Here is a 17,564-nt window from a genome sequence, read left to right on the forward strand (position 1 = left end):
TGCGCTATCTCCCTTAATCCACTCATCCGATTACTCGGACGGAAATCCGGGGAAAGGTTTTTGTACGTGATCGGACCGCGGCGTCAGTGGATGATGGCTGCACAGCAATTTGGCGAACAGGCGGCATCGGCGGAGCCCGGAGCAGTGCGCCGCACAATCGCTATCCGCTCCGGGGCGGGTTCTCAGAGCACGTCGGCGCTGGTCGCTCGATCCGATAAAAATCTGTTCGGGCGTCGATCTCCCCCGGTCTTACTCCAGCCGATCCAGCACGGCTTCGGGGTCGTACTCCAGCGACAGCGCCCGCGAGCGTCCCCGGCCGTCGATCTCGGCGTACTCGGCGTCGATGATGCCGAGCTTCTCTAACTTGTTGACGATCTCGGAGTAGCGGGTGTAGCCCAGTTCGGTGCGCTCGTGGAACACCTCGTAGACGTCGCCGGCCTGATCGCCGTCGTGCTCGGCGATCACCTCGACGAGTTCCGTCTCGCTCTCCGAGAGGTTCTGGAGGTTCCGCGAGAGGTGGATGAACTTCGACTTCTCGAAGGCGTCCTCGACGTCCTGGACCGAGACGGTGCGGCTCGCGCGCATCTCGGCGTTCAGCCCCGCGCGGCGCAGCAGGTCGATGCCGACGCGGAGGTCGCCGCTCTCGGCGGTCAGTTTCGCGACTTCGTCCAGCACGTCGGTCGAGACGACGCCGTCGTGGAACCCGCGTTTCACGCGCTCGCCGAGGATGTCGGCGATCTCGCCCTCGCCGTAGCGGTTGAAGTACACCTCCTCGGGCCGGAACACGCTCTGGACGCGGCTGTCCAGCGAATCGATCACGTCGAGCTCGGGGTCCGAGGAGATGACGATCACGCCGATCTTCGCGCCGCTGTGTTCCTCGTGGGCGCGCAGCAGCGAATAGAGGGTGTCGCTGGCCTCGTTCTCGTAGAACAGGTAGTTCACGTCGTCGAGCGCCACGACGAGCACCTCGTCGTCCTCGACGAGCCGGTCGGTGATCTGGTTGAACAGCTTCTTGAACGAGATGCCGCTGGTCGGCGGCTCGTAGTCGAACACGCCCTCGAATAGTCGAGAGAACACCGAGTACCGCGTCGCGTTGACCTGGCAGTTCACCCGGATCGTCGCCACGTCCGTCTGGGCGGCCAGCTCGCCGAACAGTTTCTGGACCGAGGTGGTCTTGCCGGTGCCGGGCGGCCCGCGCACCATCGCGTTGAGCGGCCGCGACCCGCGCACCGCCGGGCGCAGCGCGTACTTGAGACTGCGCATCTGGCTCTCGCGGTGCTTGAACGTCTCGGGGACGTAGTCTATCTCGAAGACGTGCTCGTCCCGGAACACCGACTCGTCCCAGGACAGCATCCCCTCTTCGGGGTCGTCGGCCATTACTTTCACCACGCTCCCCAGACCACTTAGTCTTTCGGCAGCTAGACGTCTGACGACCGGGATGGTCGTCGGTAGGCACTCCCTATCTCCCGTATCACGTGCTCGACACGGACGCGACGTGCTCCTTGAGGTCCGACTCGTCGACGTCCTCGTCGTGTCGCTGTTCGAGGTGGCGCCGGGCCCGCGCGATCGCCTCGTCGTACTCGTCGGTTCGGGCGACGAATCCGCAGCCGTCCTCGGGACACTGGAACTGCTCGGGCATACAGTTGCAACTACCACGACGTCGAAGATAAGCGGCCGGGGCTACGGAGCGTGTCCCCTCGGCAGATTCAGGTTCTCCCCTCGTTCGCTTCAGTCCCGCTCGAAAACAATCGAATTCGTGATACTAAATACGAACGCTTGCGATCGCAGGCGTATGGCAACGGCGTCTATCGACGTGCTCCCGGCGTTCCTGCGGGAACGGTTCGACGAACTGGATCCGGCGGCGCTCCGCGCGGCCGCCGAGTACGCGGCCGGCGAGCGCGCGACCGTCCCCGACTCGGTCCCCGACGACGTCGCCGAATCGTTCGCGCTCCAGGACGACGAGACGCTCGCGACCGCTTCGGTGTACGCCCACGGTCTGGCGCGGGGGAAGGCGATCGCTGCGAGTACCGACGCGACGGGCGACGCGAGCGAGTCGGCCGCGGACGCCTCGGACGAGGAGAGCGACGACTGGTGGGAAGACAAGTTCTATTGAGCGACGACGCGCGCTCACTCGGTCCGGCTGATGTCCTCCTCGATGTCGTACTCGTCGGCGGGTACCTGATGTTCCGTTTCGACGTGCTCGCGGGCCCTCGTGGTGACCTGCTCCCGATCCTCGCCGCTGTGCAGGAACTCGCAGTCGCCCATGGCGCAGCTAAACTCGATCCCCATAGCGCTTCCTTCGTACGGTTTCCGGCGGGAAAAGCGTCAGTCTCGGCTACTCGAACTTTTCGAGCAACTCCTCGTAGAACTCGCTGTCGCGCTCTCCGGCGAGTTTCTCGACGATCAGCTCCGGCGTCGAGCGCGCGAGGTGATCCTTGACCGGCGAGCGGTTCACCTGCAGCTCGCCGTCGACCAGCCCCTCGGCCTCGATGCCGTCGACGGTCACCGCGAAGTCGGCGGTCTCGCGGATCTCGCCCGCGAGGTGGGAGACGAACACCGCCGTCGCGCCGTTCTCGTGGAGCGCTTCCAGAATACCTGCGATGATCTTCGCGCTCGCGCCGGGCTCGGTGATGCTCTCGAGTTCGTCCACGAGCACGAGGCTGCCAGCCCCGCCCGTCGCGAGGTCGGCGAACTCCCGGACCGTGCTCTCGAACGCGCCGGCATCTAAGGTTCCCTGGGTCTTGGCGTGGTAGTGCAGATCCTCGAACAGCGCGATTTCGGCGTCCTCGGCGGGCACGGGCAGCCCCATCTGCGCGAGGATCACCACGGTCGCGACCAGATCCAGCGTCGACGTCTTCCCGCCGCTGTTCACGCCCGACAGCAGCGCGACGCCGCCGACCTCGTAGTCGACGGGGTCGACCTCCTCGATCGGGACGTCGAGCAGCGGCGAGCGCCCGGCCTCGATGGCGACGCCGCCGGCGCGCTCGCGTGCTCGCTGAGTTGCGCTCGCACCACCATCGGTCGCTGCCGGCTCGACAATCTCGGGCATCGCGCAGTCGAAATCGGCGGCGAACCGCGCGACGGCGAGCTCGACGTCCAGTTCGAGCGCCGCCCGGACCAGTCGCTGGGCGGTCTCGCGCTCGTCGGCGAGATCGCGCGCGAGCTCCTTTTTGAGCCGGGTCGCGCGCCGGTCGCGGGCCGCCTGGAGCTCCTCGCGCAGCCGCGAGATGACGTCCTCGTCGCGCTCGACCGGAAACGTGGGGTCCTCGCCGAACGCGCGGCGGGCAATCTCGGCTTCGCCCGAGTCCAGGTCGAGCGCGTCGATCAGGTTCTCGCGGGCCGCTTCGACCGCGGCGGCGTACTCGTCGGCCAGCTCCCGCGAGAGCAGCGAGTCGACGCCGGCGCCCTGCTCGACGAGCGAGAGCAGGTCCGAGCCCTCGACGGTGACGTCCTGCTCGCGGATCGACTCGCGGAGCCGGTCGTTGGCGACCGACTCGGAGGTTCCCGCGGCGGCGTCGAGGTCGTCGACCGCCCGCTCCAGCCGTTCGAGCTCCTCGTCGCCGGCCGGCGTGCCGTCGGCGTCCAGCCGCTCCAGCGCACTCTCCAGCGCGTCGAGGTCGGCGTCGGGATCGAGATCCGACGCCCGGTGGACGTCGATCGCCGCCCGGATCCGGTCGCGATTCTCGGCGAAGAAGGCCAGCGCGCGCTCGGGGACGATCTCGGCGGGCTTCTCCAGGGCGTCCGGTTCGACGCGCACGTCGCCCTCGACGTCGACGCCGGCGAACGTCTCGTCGATCGCGATCACCGTCGCGTACCCCCGCGCCAGCTCCGCGAGCCCGCGGGCGTCCTCGACGACCTCGACGCTCAGCTCGGGCATCGCGTCGGTCGCCGCTCGATAGCGTTCGGCGTCGGTCGTCGCGAGACAGCGATCGCGCACCGTGACGTTACTGGGCTCGCTCAGCGGTTCGACGCCGTCCAGCGCGTCGATCGCGGCGTCGTCGGCCTCGCGCTCGATCGCCTCGCGGGCGAACTCGCGGACCTCCTCGATCCGCGAGCGGGCGCCGGAGGGGTAGAACGTCTCCAGGCGCGCCTCGGCGTAGCGCGTGACCGTCCGATCCTGCAGCAGCCCGAGCACTTCGCGGTACACCTCGCGCGCCCGGTCGGTCGCGAGGAAGTCGCCGTCGTCGTCGTGCTCGCGCCGGATCGCGCCGCGCGCGATGCGGGCGGCCCGCCCCTGCGTGACGCCCGGCGCCTCGGCCAGCGCGGCGACGTCGCCCGTCTCGAGGGCCCGCTCCGGGTCGTCGAGCTCGGCCAGCGCCGCGGCGGTCTTCGCTCCGACGCCCGGGATCGACTCGAACTCCATCTACTCGCCCCATTCGATCCGAGCGAGAAAAAGGTCCCGCCGTCGGGAAGCCCTGCTGCGCCGACGCTCCGAACGTCTCGTCCCGCTGCTTCGATAAATTGCTTCAGAGTTCGAAGCGAATCACTTTGAAATCCAAAGCATAGTAACTGCGCTCGCAAAAGTGGTACTGGAAACTGTTTCCTGCCGAAGCGTTAAGCCGCTCACGCACAACTACTCTACGAACCATGGATCAGTCCGTTCGAGACGGCGACTCGGAGTTCCCCGAGACGACTCGGACCGTCGCCGACTTCCGCGCCGATCTCGGGCGGACTGATCTCGCTCGTCACCTCGCGCTGTTCTACCGCTCGCAGGATACCCAGTTGCAGGTCGCCGCGGCGTTCGTCGACCACGGGCTCCAGACGGGCCACCGCTGTCTGTACCTGGCGGACGTCAACGACCTCGATCGGATCGAGACGGCGCTGCGGGCCGCCGGGGTCGATGTCGACGCCCGGGTCGCGGCGGGCGACCTCGTGCTCCGGGACGCCGCCGACGTGTACCTCGACACCGGGTTCGACCCGGAGGGGATGATCGAAACCCTGACCGAGGGCTGCGAGGGGTGCGTCGAGGACGGGTACGATGGTCTGTGGGTCGCGGGCGAGAACTCCTGGTGTTTCCACACGAACGTCTCGTTCGATCACATCCTCGACTTCGAGGCGACGTTCGACGCCGTCGCCCCCGAGCTCCCGGTGACGGCGCTGTGCCAGTACGACCTCTCGCAGTTCGGCGAGCGCTCGACCGCCAAGGCGCTGTGGACCCACCGTCAGATCGTCTATCGGAACGCGATCTGCGAGAACCCCTTCTACGTCCCGCCCGAGGAGTACCGGACGGAGGACGACCGGCACCGCAACGCCCGGCTCATGCTCGAGCAGGCGTACTCGCTGACCGAGGCGCGCCGAGAGGTCGATCGCCGCGAACAGCGTCTGAACGTCGTCAATCGCGTGCTGCGCCACAACATCCGCAACGACCTCAACGTCGTTCGGGGCGTCCTCGAAAATCTCCGCGGGAACGAGGCGATCGACGCCGCCGAGCGGGCGGAGCTCGACGCCGCGCTGGGGAGCGTCGACGCGGTCGTCGCGATGGCCGAGAAGGCCCGGTACGTCCAGCGGACGATCCGCGACACCGCGGTCGAGCGGACGCCGCTCGCGACGCTGATCGAGCGGGCGGTCGACGACGTCGCCGACGCGTACCCGGACGGCGAGGTGAGCGTGTCCGAGGTCCCCGACTGCTCGGTGCTGGCCGACCAGCGCCTCGACAGGGCGCTGTTCGAGGCGCTCGCGAACGCGATCGTCTATCAGCACGAGGAGCCGCCCGTCGTCGCGCTCGACGTCTCGACGCCTTCGGCCGATGTCGTCCGGATCGACGTTCGCGATCCGGGGCCGTCGATCCCGGTCGCCGAGCGCGAGGCGGTGCTCGGCGGCGAGGAGACGGCGCTCGAACACGGGAGCGGGCTGGGGCTCTGGCTCGTGAAGTGGTTCGTCGAAAACGCCCACGGGACGCTGTCGTTCCCCGACACGGGCCAGTCGGAGGGGCACCTCCGCATCGATCTCCAGCGGGTCGGATGAGGTTTTTACCCCGCCAGCACCGGGACGACGGTCGCGGCGAAGGCGACGTCGAACAGCGCGAGCAGCACCACGAGGATCGCCCCGGGAACGCCGACGATCGTACAGATCAGCAGCGTGGCGAGCGATATCTGAACGGCCAGTCCGGCGACGTTCGCCACGACCAGGATCACGAGGCCGACGATCGCGTTGATAAATAGCGGTTTCAGGGATGCCATGACTACCTTCTCGGGGGCGCCCCTCTTGTAAGGGGCCGCTTCGCTTCGCACGGACCGTGCTGGCCGTCGACGGTCTCCGGTCCGCGCGTGGCGGGCGGCGACCGCGCGAGGGCGCTCGACCGCCGCGGCGCGCAAGCCCGTGCCGGCGTCGCCCAGTTAATCCGAGTTAACTCGACGTAATCCGGGCTAAAACCCGCACCAAAACCGCGAATTCGGATTGACGGCTTCCCCCCTTCAAGTCCCTCGCCGGGCAACGAGCGACTGCGATGAACGCACGAACGATCGGCACGATCGCCCTCGCGGCGCTCGTGCTCGTCGGTGGCGTGGCCGCGGTCGGCGCCGCCACGCCAGCAGACGCACAGAGCACGAACGACGACGCCCCCGACAGCGCCGGACCGACCGGCGACGCCGGCCAGCCTGACGACGCCGGTCAGTCAGACGACGCCGCCGGCGACGCCGGACCGCCCGGCGAGCTCCCCGAACAGGTGCCCGACCACGTGAGCCAGATCCACGACAAGATCAACGCGTTCCTCGACGGCGAGATCGACAACCTCGGGGACGCCGTGAGCGACGTCACCCCGGACTCGGGTGACGACGCGGACGCCGACGAGTCGGACGCTGACGACGAGGCGGACGGCGACGCGGAAGACGCCGAGGACGACGAGACCGAGGCCGACGCTGACGCCGACGAAGATTCCGATGCGGGCGACGATGAGGAATCGGACGAGACCGACGGTGAGGACGCCGAATAGATCCCCGCCGCCTCGACGCTCCGTGAACGCGGCCCTCGACCCGACGCGATTTTCTCGACAGTGCGTACCCGCCGAGCGGTAGCTCTGCCCCGTCGGCGCGGCGTCGACCCCGGTCGTTCACTACCGTCGCCCGCCTACCGTCCGTATGGCGATCGAAGCGTCGTTTACGATCGACCAGTCCGAGTTTCCGTTGAGCGGCATTTTCGAGGAGTTGCCCGACGCGACCGTCGAACTGGACCGGGTCGTTCCGACTGACGAAGCCGTCATCCCCTACTTCTGGATCCACGCCGAGGGAATCGGCGGATTCGAGACCGATCTGGCCGACGACGCCGGGGTGCGCGACGTCGCGATCATCGACGAGGTCGAGGACCAGATCTTCCTCCGCATCGAGTGGGATCTCTCCCGCGAGAGCGTTCTGACCGCGATGGTCGACACGCCCGTCGCGCTCCTCTCGGGGATCGGCGACGAGCGCCGGTGGACGTTCGAGGTCCGGAGCGCCGACCAGGAGGGCGTCTCCGAGTTCCAGGCGTACTGCCGGAAGCGCGACATCTCGATCGAGCTCACCGAACTCCACGCCCTGTCGTCGCTCCGGTCGGACCGCGAGTACGACCTGACCGACGGCCAGCAGCGGGCGCTCGTGCTGGCGTACACTCGGGGCTACTTCGACTCGCCGCGCGAGGCCACGCAGCGCGACCTCGCGGACGAACTCGGAATCTCCCATCAGGCGGTCTCTTCGCGGTTACAGCGGGGCATCCGGCGGCTCGTGGCGAGCACGCTCGTCGCGAACGACTGAGGCGGTCGCGGTTGGTATAAAAGGGAGTTGCCCCGGCAAAAACCAGCGTCAACCGGTCGGCGCCCCTCCTTCGACCGTATGGCATCTACCGACGAGAACTGTCGGACCGTAAATGTCCGACTGCAGGCCGCCCGCGGCGTACGCCCTGCCGACGGACCGGGAGATTCGATGGGCGCCAGCCTGGTGGGGTCGATAGAGTCTATCGAGTTCTGCAATGACGAAGGTGTGTTCCGCGCGAGTTACGACGGCTCGCGCGATCGGGCCAGCATGGCCGTGCTCGCGGTGATCGCCGCCGCGGAGCGCTGCGATCCTCTCGACTTGCCGCCGCTGTACTCCGCGACGGACGTCGACGCTCTCGATCGGCTGTTCAGAGCCTCGGGCGGCGGCAGCGCGTCCTTCCACTACGACGAATTCGACGTGACTGTCTTCGACGATGGAACGATCGAGGTCGAACGGGACTACTCGTGACCGCGATGCGACGGCTCAGCCGCCGTCCTCGTCCGGGTCGGTGAAGTCCGCGTCCGGGAAATTTTCGTTGGCGAGGTCTGTGACGATCTCCTCGGCCTCTTCGGCGGTGTCGTCGTCGATGCCGTCGATCGCCGGGACGCCGTGGCCGCCGCTCTTTGCGGTCTGGAGCGCGTTACGATTCAGGTTCCCCTCGGGATCGACGACCGGAACGTCGAGGTCGGTGAAGTTCTCCGGCGGGAACCCCGACTCCGAGAGCACGAAGTTGTCGGCGATCTCGCCGAGGTCGTCGGTGTCGAAATCCTCCATCTGCGGGCGATTCCACTCCTCGTCGGTCGTGTCGTCGTACTCCGGTTCGTGGACGTCGTAGTCGGGCATGGTTCTCCCCCACGAGACCGTGCCACGGCGTCGCTGTTGAACGTTGGCGTCGAGCGGCGGTCGAAGCGCGTCTGCAGGCGATTTGCGCCCGCTACTGCGATCTTTCCGCGGCTTCGTTCCCGCTCTCGACGGTCCCATTCGGACTTACGCCGTCGTGGCTCGTCGCCGCATCCGAGTTTCCGACGCTCGCGTTCCCTGTGCTTGTGTTCCCTGCGCTCGCGTTTCCGTCCGCCGCGTCGACGCCGACGCTAGCGTTGCCCGCACTGACATTTCCGGTCGCGTTCTCCGATTCGTCGACCGCCTCGACCGTCGTCGTCCGATCGCCGTCCGCGTCGGCAGAGATGTTGCCCGTCGCGACGTGGGTGTCGCTAAGCAGTGCGACGGTCCCCGGCCCGCTCGCAACGACGGCGAGGATGATCGCCGAGCACGTAACGAGAATGGCGACCCGTCGCGTCGGCGCCATTCACTCCACCTCGCCGGCGCTGCCGCCGTCGGTTGCGGCGTCCGGCGGAGCGTCACCGACGGTGTCAGGAACTGCACCATCCCCTTCGACCGTGTCATCTCCGGCGTCCGCTTCGTCCCGCTCAGTTGGTTCCGAGGATTCCTCTGCCGGATAGCGCTCGACGAGTAGCAGTCCGCCCGCGGCGAGTCCCGTGAGCAATGATGCGAACGCCACGGCAAACGTCAGCGGCGTCTGCAGCCGAACGGCGACGTACGCCGCGTACGGCGCCACGAGCGCGAGCAGGATCGTCGTCGCTTTCAGGTCGGTCGGGTGTATCGTGAGCATCGTCGTATCGTCGGTCGAGTCGCCTTCGTTCGGTTCGGTCTCGGCGTCGGCGTGCGAGGCGTCGCTCCGCGCGGTCTCGTCCCGGCGTCGTTTGACGAGCAGCCACACCTCCGAGCCCGCGAGCGCGGCCAGCGGGAGTGCGACGAGCAGCACGAACCCCAGCGCGGTGTTCGCGAACTGGATCACGTACCCGATGTAGGGGATCGTGAACGCCACCGCCCCGATCACGTTCCCCGCGGGCACCTGCGTCGGATCCGGCTGTTCGTTCGCGTCGCCTTTCGTCTCGAAGGAGAGTTGCCCCCCGCTCTCGTCGACGCCGCTGACGCGGTGGGTCACCGGCGTTCCCTCGTCCGAGCGGACGAACGTGATAACGTCGCCCTCCTGGATCGACGCCGGATCGGTCTCCTCGACGATGATGGCGTCGCCGGACTCGATCTCCGGCGACATACTGTCCGACAGGACGACGAAGCTGTGATCGGCGCCGACCGCGCCCGGGACGGCGTACACCGCGAACGGGACGACGAGCGCCACCAGCACGAGCAGCGCCGCGATTTTCGCGACGCGACGCTTATCCATCGGCGCCCACCTCCTCGGAGCAGACGTAGACGGTCAGGTTGCTGATCGCCGGCCGTTTGCCGGAGGCGTTGTTGCCCTCGGGATCGGAACACACCTCGCCGCGCGTCCGCGTTGTCGGTGGATCGATGTCGTATGTCTCGGTCACGTCCCCGCCTTTGACGTCGACCTTACAGATCGGCGGCGCAGCCGACTCGCTCCCGTCTTTTAATACCCCGACGCTCGCACAGACCGTCTCCTGGTTGTTCCCTTCCTCCTCCTTGTTGGTCACCGTGAACACCTCGAGCTCGTACGCGTCGTCGCCCTCGAACTCGCCGTACTGCTCGTCGAAGTCGTAGGTTCTGATGCTGAGTTGATCGTCGCTCACCTCGAGTTTCCCTAGCTTGACGCAGTCGGGGCACTCGGCGGCCGGGCACTCCTCGTCGGGGAACGGGGACTCGACGTCGTTCTCGGAGACGTGTCGACACTGCTGAGCGTAGAAATCGAGGACCAGCCCCGTTTCGGCGCCGACGACGCCCGTCGCGTCCTCGGGAAGCCGATACTCGACGTCGAGACACAGCTGTTCGCCCGCGCCCAGGCAGGGGTCGTCCGGATCGTCGAGCCGGATTCCGCCGTGGAACTCCCGTCGCAGCTCCGAGAATGAAATCCACTCGTCGCCGAGCGGGTACCGCCGCTTCGCGTCGTCGCAGTTCGGACGGACGGCGACCCGCGCTTCGAGGGCTGCACCGAGGGGGTCCGGGACCGGCGGGCAGCCGGTTCGGAACCACAGCCGCACCGGGTTCGTCCCCTCGGGGACGGACAACTGGAGTGTCTTCGAGTTCGACTCCCCCGGCGAGATCGATCCGAGCCCCAGCTGCAGGCGACCGTCCTTGACATTGCAGCCGTCGCAGGTCACGTCGACGTTGACGCTCCCGGCCTGCAGGTCCCCGGAAACCCCCTCTTCGTCCGAGAGCGAGGCGAGCGTCTTCGCGCCGGCGGCGCCGAACGCGCCGACGCCTCCGATGCTCGCCAGGAGACTGCGTCGTGTCGGCAGGGAGGACTCGTCAGTCACGGCCGACCGCCTCCGAACTCCGCGGATCGACGCCATCGCTCCGGCGTCGCTCCGTCGATCGCTACCCCCGGTTCCGCTGTTTGTACAGTCATCTTCGATCGGGCATCTCCGATCGCCCCTGTCGGACGAGTCGATGCCATCGGTTCCGGACGAGAAACGTCTTGAAAGGAATTAATGTCATACTGAACAGTTTTGCCGACGTATAGGTCGGTAGTGACCGTATACCGGCTGTGAGTTGCGTCCCACCGAACTCCGTCTCGCTCACCCGAACGGGAGTCGATCGTCGCGGCGCTGGCGAGGTGCGTCCGTCGATCGAGTGCTGTGGTGGTTCTTAACATGGTCCCCTCTCCGGGAGACCCACCGGCGGAGTCGAACCGCCGTGCGCCGAGTGGGTCGATGCCGCTGAGTGCGGTGCTACTGTATACCCGTGCTCACGCACATACTGGTGACTTCGAGCCCGTCGATCACTTCACCGACGTTGACCTCGATGTTCTCAGTCACATCATTGACATCCAGCCCAAGGTACGAGACGTCCGCGTCATCGACATTCCCGAAGAGAATCTGTGCGGTTCCGTCGTCGTCGAAATCTAACTCGACGTATGCACCGTACCGGTTCTCTGGAGTCTCGTCGAACTCGCCGAGATGGTCTGTCACCCACACGAACTCATCGTTACCGTGGTCGGCAGCCGTGATCTCTCCCGTGAACGGATCGCCGTTCTCGTCCTCGACCTCGATCTCGAGCACGTACGGGTCCGGGAGAGTGATGTCTAGCAGCTGGTTGTACTGCTCCTCTAGGTCAAGCGAGAGCTCGGTACAGTAGGGGTTGTTCTCGCCGTCATTGTGCCGGCACTGCTCGGCGTAGAACTGGAGGTCGAACCCGACCGAGTCGGTCTGTATCTCATTGCCGACGTCCGTGGGAATCTCCCAGTCGATGCAGAGGCAGGTGTTGTCTCCCGAGGCGTCGAAACACGCTCGCTCGCCGCCTTCATCACCATCGCCGTCGAGCGGAAGTCCCATCTGGTTCTCGGTCAGGAAGTCGGCGAGCGACCCGGACCAGATTTCTGTCGAACTCTCGATGTCCTTGTTCGGCTTGAATTTATCACCGACCTCGTTGAGTTCGCAGTAACTGACGGTAACGTCGATACTCTGGGCAAGTTCGCCTTCGCCCGCGCCATCAGCATCGTCGACTTCCGCTTCGGGCTCGGTCAGACCGTTCCCGTGGTTTTCGGTGAGCTCACCACCGAGCCACAGGTACGCGGGATTGGAGTTGATTCGCGGGCAGAACGCCATGGTTCCGCTGTCGCCCGGCTTCACGTCCCCGAGTTCGAAACTGACGGCGTCTCCGTCGGCGGTTTCGGAAAGGCTTCCCTTGCCGGCCTTCCCCTGATCCCAGTAGGAGTAGTAGTCAACCATCAGGTTGAGCTTGCCCGCCGTGATGACGTTGTCGAACGATTCCTCGTCGTTGAAGTACGCGCTCGTGCCGAAGCCGGCGCCCGCGGAGGCGACGCCGATGGCGCCGAGACTCCCGAGCACCTTGCGGCGCGAGAGGTCGATGTGGTTGTCGTCGGTCATGGATTCTCCCGGACGGGCGCTCAGTGGCCCGACCGGCTGTTTCAGCCGAGAAGAGAGCTGTATATTGTTATTTGATGACAAGAACGATCGAACGAATCGATAGAGGGCTCGAACGAGTCGTTGCACCGCTTCGAACGGCTCGTTTGACGAGGGACGAACCCATCCAATCGGCGATTGGAACCCTTTCCACTCGGTGGCAATCCGAGTAAAGGGCCTCTGAACTAGTTCTATCGATTTCGAAACTCTCGGCGTTTCTAACTCCCATTTCCGTTAGCATCAGGCCGACGGAGACGGGACGTTCCACCTCGATGAAATCTAAGTATCCTTATACGGGATATACTAATATCTCCCCGGTATCTGATTCGGATTTGAAGATTCAATTGCGATGTTCAGAAAGAATTCGTTATCTGAGGGGGAGATCTACGAGGTGCTCGCCAATCGCCGTCGCCGCGAAACGATCAGAAATCTGTCCGTCGCGTCCGACGGCGGCTCGGTCTCGCTGCAGGAGCTTTCCGAACGGATCGCCGAGCGCGAGACCGGCGAAACGCCGCCGCCCCGAACCGTCAGGGAGAGCGTGTACAACTCGTTACACCAGTCCCACCTCCCGAAACTGGAAGCACTCGGCGTCGTCGTCTACGACCGCGACGAGCGCGAAGTCCGTCTCCACGACCGGGCTCGGGACGTCAACCGCTACATGGAGGTCCGAACCGACTACGGGTTCACGTGGAGCGAGATCTACCGGTCGATCGGGGTCGCCGGACTGACGGTCGTCGTCGCGGCGCTGGGCGGCGTCCCGCCGTTGGGCTGGGTTGATCCGATCCTGTGGGCTTCGGGATTCCTCCTCGCGTTCGTCGTCGCCACGTCCTACCAGCTGTGGACGAACCGGTGGTACGTCTGGCGGGCGCTCGGGCGGTGATCGCGGCGGGGCGGTTCTCCCGAACATCTTCGTCCGTCGCTCCCGCCCGCAGCGCCGTGTCAGTGTGCTTTTCCCGGTCGATCCCCAACGTGGGGCCATGGAAACCGTCGAGGAGAAGCTGGCGGCGATGCGCGAGGACCTGGCCGAGCGGTCGGGCGTGCTCGTCGCCTTCAGCGGCGGCGTCGACTCCGGCGTCGTCGCGGCGGTCGCGCAGGACGCGCTCGGCGAGGACGCCGTCGCCTGCACCGCCAAGAGCGAGACGCTGCCCGACGCGGAACTGGACGACGCCCGGCGCGTCGCCGAGGAGATCGGCGTCCGCCACGATATCGTGGAGTTCAGTGAACTGGACAGTCCGGAGTTCGTCGCGAACGACGGCGATCGCTGCTATCACTGCCGGACGATGCGCCTGGGCGAGATGTTCGGCCACGCGAAGGAGCTGGGCATCGAGACGGTCTGCGACGGGACGAATGCCAGCGACCCGGGCGAGGGCCACCGCCCCGGACTGCAGGCAGTCGAGGAACTGAACGCCTACTCGCCGCTGCTCGAACACGGCATCACCAAGGAGGAGGTCCGGGAGATCGCCGACCGCTACGATCTCTCGGTCGCCGACAAGCCCTCGATGGCCTGCCTGTCCTCGCGCATCCCGACGGGGCTGGAGGTCACCGAGGAGAAGCTCACGCGCGTCGAGAAGGCCGAGCGCATCCTGCGAGAGTGGGGGTTCTCGCAGTTCCGCGTCCGCGACCACGACGGGCTCGCACGGATCGAGGTCAGTCAGGACGAACTGGAGGTCGCGCTCGATCCGGACTTCGTCGAGACCGTCCGCGAGCACCTCTCGGATCTCGGCTTCGAGCACGTCACGCTCGACCTGCACGGCTACCAGACCGGGAGCGTCAGCCCTGCCGACGAGGCCGAGGAGGACGACGAACCGCTCGTCGAGAACGTCTTCGAGACCGACTACAGCGCGCTTCGCTCCGAGTGAAGCGGTCGTCGGCGTCCGTACCTCGGCGTCGACCCAGCTCTCAGCTCGCCCGCTCGACGAGGTAGTTCAGGCCGACCTCGTTGGTTCCTTCCTCGTCGGCCCACCGCTTGGCTTCCGCTCGGGAGTCGAACGGCCCGGCGACCCGGTCGCCGTTCAGGGTAACGTAGTACTCGCTCACGTCCCCCAGAGTACGTCCGGTCGGCATAGTTTTTCCGGCTCCCGCGGTCGCGTCGCGGCCTCGCCGCGGGCCGTCTCGGCGTCACCGCAGGCCGTCGCGGCGTCATCGCGGGGTGACGCCGCTCCTCGGCGCACGCGCCCCACGTTTTATTTCGATCGGCGTGCAACGAACGCACATGATCGGGTGGCTCCGCGACCGACTGCTCGGATCGAGCGAGCGCGGCGACGCCGAGTCCGGCGGACGCACAGGCGGTTCGGCGCCCGACGAGGGATCGTCGTCCGACGACGGCACGGTCTGGGATCTCACTCCAGACTGGCAGATCGGCGACTACCGTCTGCAGGGCGCCACCGTCCCGCGCGGCGAGCAACAGGACGCCGTTCGCGAGGTCCACGAGCGGGCCGCCGAGATGGAACGCGAGCTCGAGGACCGCTAAGATTCCGCGTCGGCGTCCAGAAACGACGCCGCGCACTCGCGCTGGAGCGTCGGCACGCCGTCCGCGTCGACGCCGACCTCCGTCAGCGCGCAGTTGCCGAGATCGATCTCGGCGATCGTCTCGACGACGTCGTACCCTTTGAGCAGCCCGATGACGACGTGGATCGGGCCGCCGTGGCTCACGACCAGCACCGTTTCATCACCCGCCCGACGAGGCGACGTCGAGTCGGGGTCCGAAGCGGTTCCCGCTTCGGCGACCTCGTCGACCAGCTCCGTCCACGCGTCGCGGACTCGCTCGTACACGTCCCGCCAGCTCTCGCCGCCCTCGGGACGGGCGACCGCGGCCGGATACCCGGACTTACGCACCGAGAACTCGGGGTACCCCTCGAACAGCTTCCGGTAGGACAGCCCCTGCAGGACGCCGAAGTCGCGCTCGCGCCAGGCCCGCGAGAACTCCACGTCGGCGTCGGACAGCGACCGCCGGAGCTCGCGGGTCGTCTCGGTCGTCCGCCGCAGGTCCGACGCGACGATCCGGTCGATGTCGTACCGCGCCGCGACGTGCTCGCCGAGCGCCCGGGCCTGCTCGCGGCCCGCGTCGTTCAGCGGCGCAGGCGCCCAGCCCTGGATCCGCCGGTCGGCGTTCCAGTCCGTCTCGCCGTGTCGCACCAGGACGACCGTTCCCATCGTCGATCTGTTGGGTTCCTGTGGCAAAGTAGCTTGGCGTGCGTCGGCACGTCCGGGTCGCTGTGATCGACGGCGACGTCGCGCTCGGCGCCGTAAGTTCGCCGAGTGACGCCGGAATCGCGCTCGTCTTGGCAAACGCTGCCGCGGCGCTCTCGACCACTGGACACTCGACCGGTTTTTGCGGGGTGAGTGGCATCGAATATCGGTGATCGTCGAGAACTGGTGCGATGGTGGGCGAATATTGGGCCATTCTATACGTTCGTTAGATAGGGAGATCATTCACAGCACGATGGACGACGACGAGCTACCGGCCGACTGGGAGCGCGACGAGCGGTACGACCGGCTGGCCCGCCGGTCCGATCGCGACCCGACCTACGAGGGGTACGTTCACGAGACGGGCGACGTGCGCCTCCACGTGGCGATGCCCGACGCCGAGTCCGGCGAGGACGGCGCCTACACGATCTTCCTCACGCTGTACCCCTACACGGAACTCTCCGAGCAGACCGAGGTCCGAACGGTCACGACGAAGGCGCGCGCCGACGAGGTGGTGTCGACGTTCGCCGGCCTGTTCGTCGGCGCCTGCGACGGCCCCGCCGACGTCGAGGACGCGGCCCAGTACGCCTTGGAGCGCACGCGGCCGGCGGACGTGACCGACACGTCGCTGCTCAACGACGAGTAGGCGCTCAGGCCGTCTTGAGGAGGTTCGTCACGTCGCCGGTCTCGGCGAGCACCCAGACGACGAACACCGCGTAGGCCGCCAGCAGGACGTACGACTCCGCGTCGGTGACTTCGAGGTCGGTCCGCAGGAACGAGAACAAAAGCACCGTCGCCAGCGTGAGCACGCCCAGCATCGGGACGGCCACCGCGAAGTCGACGGTGGCCGAGCCGACGATGAGCACGCCGATCGGGATCGCGACCAGGAGATCGAACGTGTTCGAGCCGAGCACGTTCCCGAGACTGGTGAGGCCGTTGCCCGCTCTGGCCGTCCGCACGCTCACCAGCGTGTCCGGGAGGCTCGTCGCCGCGGCGATGATCGTCACGCCGGCGAGGAACTCGGGGACGCCGAACGTCGTGCTGAGCGACTCGACGCTGCCGACCAGCAGATCCACTGCCAGCAGAATGATCAACAGGCTGAGGGCCAGCTTCCCCCACTCTCGGGCGGCCGAGATCCCGGGCGGGGCGTCCACGGCGTCGTGGTCGCCGACGTCCTGCCACTGGATGAACAGGTACAGCCCGTACAGAGCCAGCGGGATCATCGCCAGCGGTCGGGTGAGCTGCCCGGCCAGCTCGGGGCCGTTCGGATCGGGGACGTAGATGACCGCGAGCGCCAGAGTGACCACGAGCGCCGAGACGGCGATCATGTAGAACTGCGCCTCCTTGTACACGATGGCGCGGTTCGTCTCGAGCGTCCCGTCGCTCGCGAGCCCGGCCAGCGCCGGGATCACGAGGATGTTGAAGATCGCCGACCCGACGATCGCGCCGACGCCCATGTCGAACGTCCCGGCCAGCGCCGTGAACACCACGCTCGCCAGCTCCGGGAAGCTCGAGCCGACCGCGACGACGATCGATCCCTGCACGACCGCGGGTAGCCCGTAGTACGCGGAAAGGTTCTCCGCGGAGTCTTCGAGCAACCCGCTACCCACCCAGATGAACGCCGTGGTGACGAAGACGACGAGAACGTTGACGAGCGTCGTGTCGGGAAGAACGCCACCGAGGGCCATTGCTGATTCGTTCTGTGACGGACCGTTTTAACGGTCTCGTTCCCGCTCTCGGGCCTCTTTCCGCGCTCGGGGTCCGTCGGGTCGGCGCGCGACCGGGCGTTACC

At 66.8% G+C, this 17,564-nt stretch carries 22 protein-coding genes; 9 read left to right on the forward strand and 13 right to left on the reverse strand.

Annotation, left to right across the window (positions count from 1 at the left end; translation table 11 throughout):
* Positions 1 to 249: 249 nt before the first annotated feature.
* Together ABDZ81_RS07090 and ABDZ81_RS07095 are read right to left on the reverse strand one after the other, a co-directional pair.
* Positions 250 to 1,377 (reverse strand): ORC1-type DNA replication protein, encoded by a 1,128-nt coding sequence (locus ABDZ81_RS07090; RefSeq protein ID WP_343773215.1) that lies wholly within the window; start codon positions 1,375 to 1,377, stop codon positions 250 to 252.
* Positions 1,378 to 1,471: 94 nt separating this feature from the next.
* The gene (locus ABDZ81_RS07095) at positions 1,472 to 1,639 is read right to left on the reverse strand and encodes a hypothetical protein (RefSeq protein ID WP_343773216.1); all 168 of its coding nucleotides are present in this window, start codon (positions 1,637 to 1,639) and stop codon (positions 1,472 to 1,474) included.
* A gap of 153 nt (positions 1,640 to 1,792) precedes the next feature.
* Here ABDZ81_RS07095 and ABDZ81_RS07100 point away from each other — a divergent pair, with 153 nt between their 5' ends.
* A complete protein-coding gene (locus ABDZ81_RS07100; RefSeq protein WP_343773217.1) occupies positions 1,793 to 2,113 on the forward strand; it encodes a hypothetical protein in 321 nt (106 codons plus the stop codon).
* A 14-nt stretch (positions 2,114 to 2,127) separates the two neighbouring features.
* Here the strand turns inward: ABDZ81_RS07100 and ABDZ81_RS07105 are convergent, their stop codons facing one another.
* Positions 2,128 to 2,289, reverse strand: coding sequence for a hypothetical protein (locus ABDZ81_RS07105; RefSeq protein WP_343773218.1), 162 nt, complete (start codon positions 2,287 to 2,289; stop codon positions 2,128 to 2,130).
* A 46-nt stretch (positions 2,290 to 2,335) separates the two neighbouring features.
* Positions 2,336 to 4,363, reverse strand: coding sequence for a MutS-related protein (locus ABDZ81_RS07110; RefSeq protein ID WP_343773219.1), 2,028 nt, complete (start codon positions 4,361 to 4,363; stop codon positions 2,336 to 2,338).
* A gap of 224 nt (positions 4,364 to 4,587) precedes the next feature.
* Here ABDZ81_RS07110 and ABDZ81_RS07115 point away from each other — a divergent pair, with 224 nt between their 5' ends.
* Positions 4,588 to 5,964, forward strand: a complete 1,377-nt coding sequence (locus ABDZ81_RS07115; protein WP_343773221.1) for an MEDS domain-containing protein — start codon at positions 4,588 to 4,590, stop codon at positions 5,962 to 5,964.
* Positions 5,965 to 5,969: 5 nt separating this feature from the next.
* Here the strand turns inward: ABDZ81_RS07115 and ABDZ81_RS07120 are convergent, their stop codons facing one another.
* Positions 5,970 to 6,179: a pro-sigmaK processing inhibitor BofA family protein gene (locus ABDZ81_RS07120; protein ID WP_343773222.1), complete on the reverse strand. Its 210-nt coding sequence runs from the start codon at positions 6,177 to 6,179 to the stop codon at positions 5,970 to 5,972.
* Between the two features lie 266 nt (positions 6,180 to 6,445).
* On the opposite strand from ABDZ81_RS07120, the gene ABDZ81_RS07125 reads away from it, so the two are divergent.
* The 3 genes from ABDZ81_RS07125 to ABDZ81_RS07135 all read left to right on the forward strand — a co-directional run bounded on the left by ABDZ81_RS07125 (position 6,446) and on the right by ABDZ81_RS07135 (position 8,192).
* On the forward strand, positions 6,446 to 6,931 hold the full coding sequence (locus ABDZ81_RS07125; RefSeq protein ID WP_343773223.1) for a hypothetical protein: 486 nt from the start codon (positions 6,446 to 6,448) through the stop codon (positions 6,929 to 6,931).
* A 145-nt stretch (positions 6,932 to 7,076) separates the two neighbouring features.
* Positions 7,077 to 7,724 (forward strand): helix-turn-helix domain-containing protein, encoded by a 648-nt coding sequence (locus ABDZ81_RS07130; protein ID WP_343773224.1) that lies wholly within the window; start codon positions 7,077 to 7,079, stop codon positions 7,722 to 7,724.
* A gap of 168 nt (positions 7,725 to 7,892) precedes the next feature.
* Positions 7,893 to 8,192, forward strand: coding sequence for a HalOD1 output domain-containing protein (locus tag ABDZ81_RS07135; protein ID WP_343773225.1), 300 nt, complete (start codon positions 7,893 to 7,895; stop codon positions 8,190 to 8,192).
* A gap of 15 nt (positions 8,193 to 8,207) precedes the next feature.
* Here ABDZ81_RS07135 and ABDZ81_RS07140 read toward each other — a convergent pair whose 3' ends face one another.
* From ABDZ81_RS07140 to ABDZ81_RS07160, 5 genes are all read right to left on the reverse strand, one after another.
* Entirely contained in the window at positions 8,208 to 8,567 is a 360-nt protein-coding gene (locus tag ABDZ81_RS07140; protein WP_343773226.1) for a hypothetical protein, read from the reverse strand.
* A 91-nt stretch (positions 8,568 to 8,658) separates the two neighbouring features.
* Positions 8,659 to 9,030 carry a hypothetical protein gene (locus ABDZ81_RS07145; RefSeq protein WP_343773227.1) on the reverse strand — a complete coding sequence of 124 codons (372 nt, stop codon included), beginning with the start codon at positions 9,028 to 9,030 and terminating at the stop codon, positions 8,659 to 8,661.
* Positions 9,031 to 9,930, reverse strand: coding sequence for a signal peptidase I (locus ABDZ81_RS07150; RefSeq protein WP_343773228.1), 900 nt, complete (start codon positions 9,928 to 9,930; stop codon positions 9,031 to 9,033).
* Positions 9,923 to 10,978 (reverse strand): hypothetical protein, encoded by a 1,056-nt coding sequence (locus ABDZ81_RS07155; RefSeq protein ID WP_343773229.1) that lies wholly within the window; start codon positions 10,976 to 10,978, stop codon positions 9,923 to 9,925. The genes ABDZ81_RS07150 and ABDZ81_RS07155 overlap by 8 nt, the downstream gene beginning before the upstream one ends.
* A gap of 414 nt (positions 10,979 to 11,392) precedes the next feature.
* Entirely contained in the window at positions 11,393 to 12,550 is a 1,158-nt protein-coding gene (locus ABDZ81_RS07160; RefSeq protein WP_343773230.1) for a SipW-dependent-type signal peptide-containing protein, read from the reverse strand.
* A gap of 385 nt (positions 12,551 to 12,935) precedes the next feature.
* Here ABDZ81_RS07160 and ABDZ81_RS07165 point away from each other — a divergent pair, with 385 nt between their 5' ends.
* Both ABDZ81_RS07165 and larE read left to right on the forward strand, forming a co-directional pair.
* Complete coding sequence (locus tag ABDZ81_RS07165) at positions 12,936 to 13,466, forward strand: DUF7344 domain-containing protein (protein WP_343773232.1); 531 nt, start codon at positions 12,936 to 12,938, stop codon at positions 13,464 to 13,466.
* 97 nt (positions 13,467 to 13,563) lie between these two features.
* The gene (gene larE / locus ABDZ81_RS07170) at positions 13,564 to 14,445 is read left to right on the forward strand and encodes an ATP-dependent sacrificial sulfur transferase LarE (RefSeq protein WP_343773233.1); all 882 of its coding nucleotides are present in this window, start codon (positions 13,564 to 13,566) and stop codon (positions 14,443 to 14,445) included.
* A gap of 40 nt (positions 14,446 to 14,485) precedes the next feature.
* On the opposite strand, the gene ABDZ81_RS07175 is transcribed toward larE, so the two are convergent.
* Positions 14,486 to 14,623: a hypothetical protein gene (locus ABDZ81_RS07175; RefSeq protein WP_343773234.1), complete on the reverse strand. Its 138-nt coding sequence runs from the start codon at positions 14,621 to 14,623 to the stop codon at positions 14,486 to 14,488.
* A gap of 175 nt (positions 14,624 to 14,798) precedes the next feature.
* On the opposite strand from ABDZ81_RS07175, the gene ABDZ81_RS07180 reads away from it, so the two are divergent.
* Positions 14,799 to 15,056 carry a hypothetical protein gene (locus tag ABDZ81_RS07180; RefSeq protein WP_343773235.1) on the forward strand — a complete coding sequence of 86 codons (258 nt, stop codon included), beginning with the start codon at positions 14,799 to 14,801 and terminating at the stop codon, positions 15,054 to 15,056.
* Here the strand turns inward: ABDZ81_RS07180 and ABDZ81_RS07185 are convergent.
* Positions 15,053 to 15,739 (reverse strand): histidine phosphatase family protein, encoded by a 687-nt coding sequence (locus ABDZ81_RS07185; RefSeq protein WP_343773236.1) that lies wholly within the window; start codon positions 15,737 to 15,739, stop codon positions 15,053 to 15,055. The two genes, ABDZ81_RS07180 and ABDZ81_RS07185, sit on opposite strands and share 4 nt — an antisense overlap.
* A 289-nt stretch (positions 15,740 to 16,028) precedes the next feature.
* Here ABDZ81_RS07185 and ABDZ81_RS07190 point away from each other — a divergent pair, with 289 nt between their 5' ends.
* The gene (locus ABDZ81_RS07190; protein ID WP_343773237.1) at positions 16,029 to 16,418 is read left to right on the forward strand and encodes a hypothetical protein; all 390 of its coding nucleotides are present in this window, start codon (positions 16,029 to 16,031) and stop codon (positions 16,416 to 16,418) included.
* Between the two features lie 4 nt (positions 16,419 to 16,422).
* Here ABDZ81_RS07190 and ABDZ81_RS07195 read toward each other — a convergent pair whose 3' ends face one another.
* On the reverse strand, positions 16,423 to 17,460 hold the full coding sequence (locus ABDZ81_RS07195; protein ID WP_343773238.1) for a sodium:calcium antiporter: 1,038 nt from the start codon (positions 17,458 to 17,460) through the stop codon (positions 16,423 to 16,425).
* Positions 17,461 to 17,564: the final 104 nt, after the last annotated feature.

It is taken from the genome of Natronoarchaeum mannanilyticum (assembly GCF_039522665.1).
Taxonomy (GTDB): domain Archaea; phylum Halobacteriota; class Halobacteria; order Halobacteriales; family Natronoarchaeaceae; genus Natronoarchaeum; species Natronoarchaeum mannanilyticum.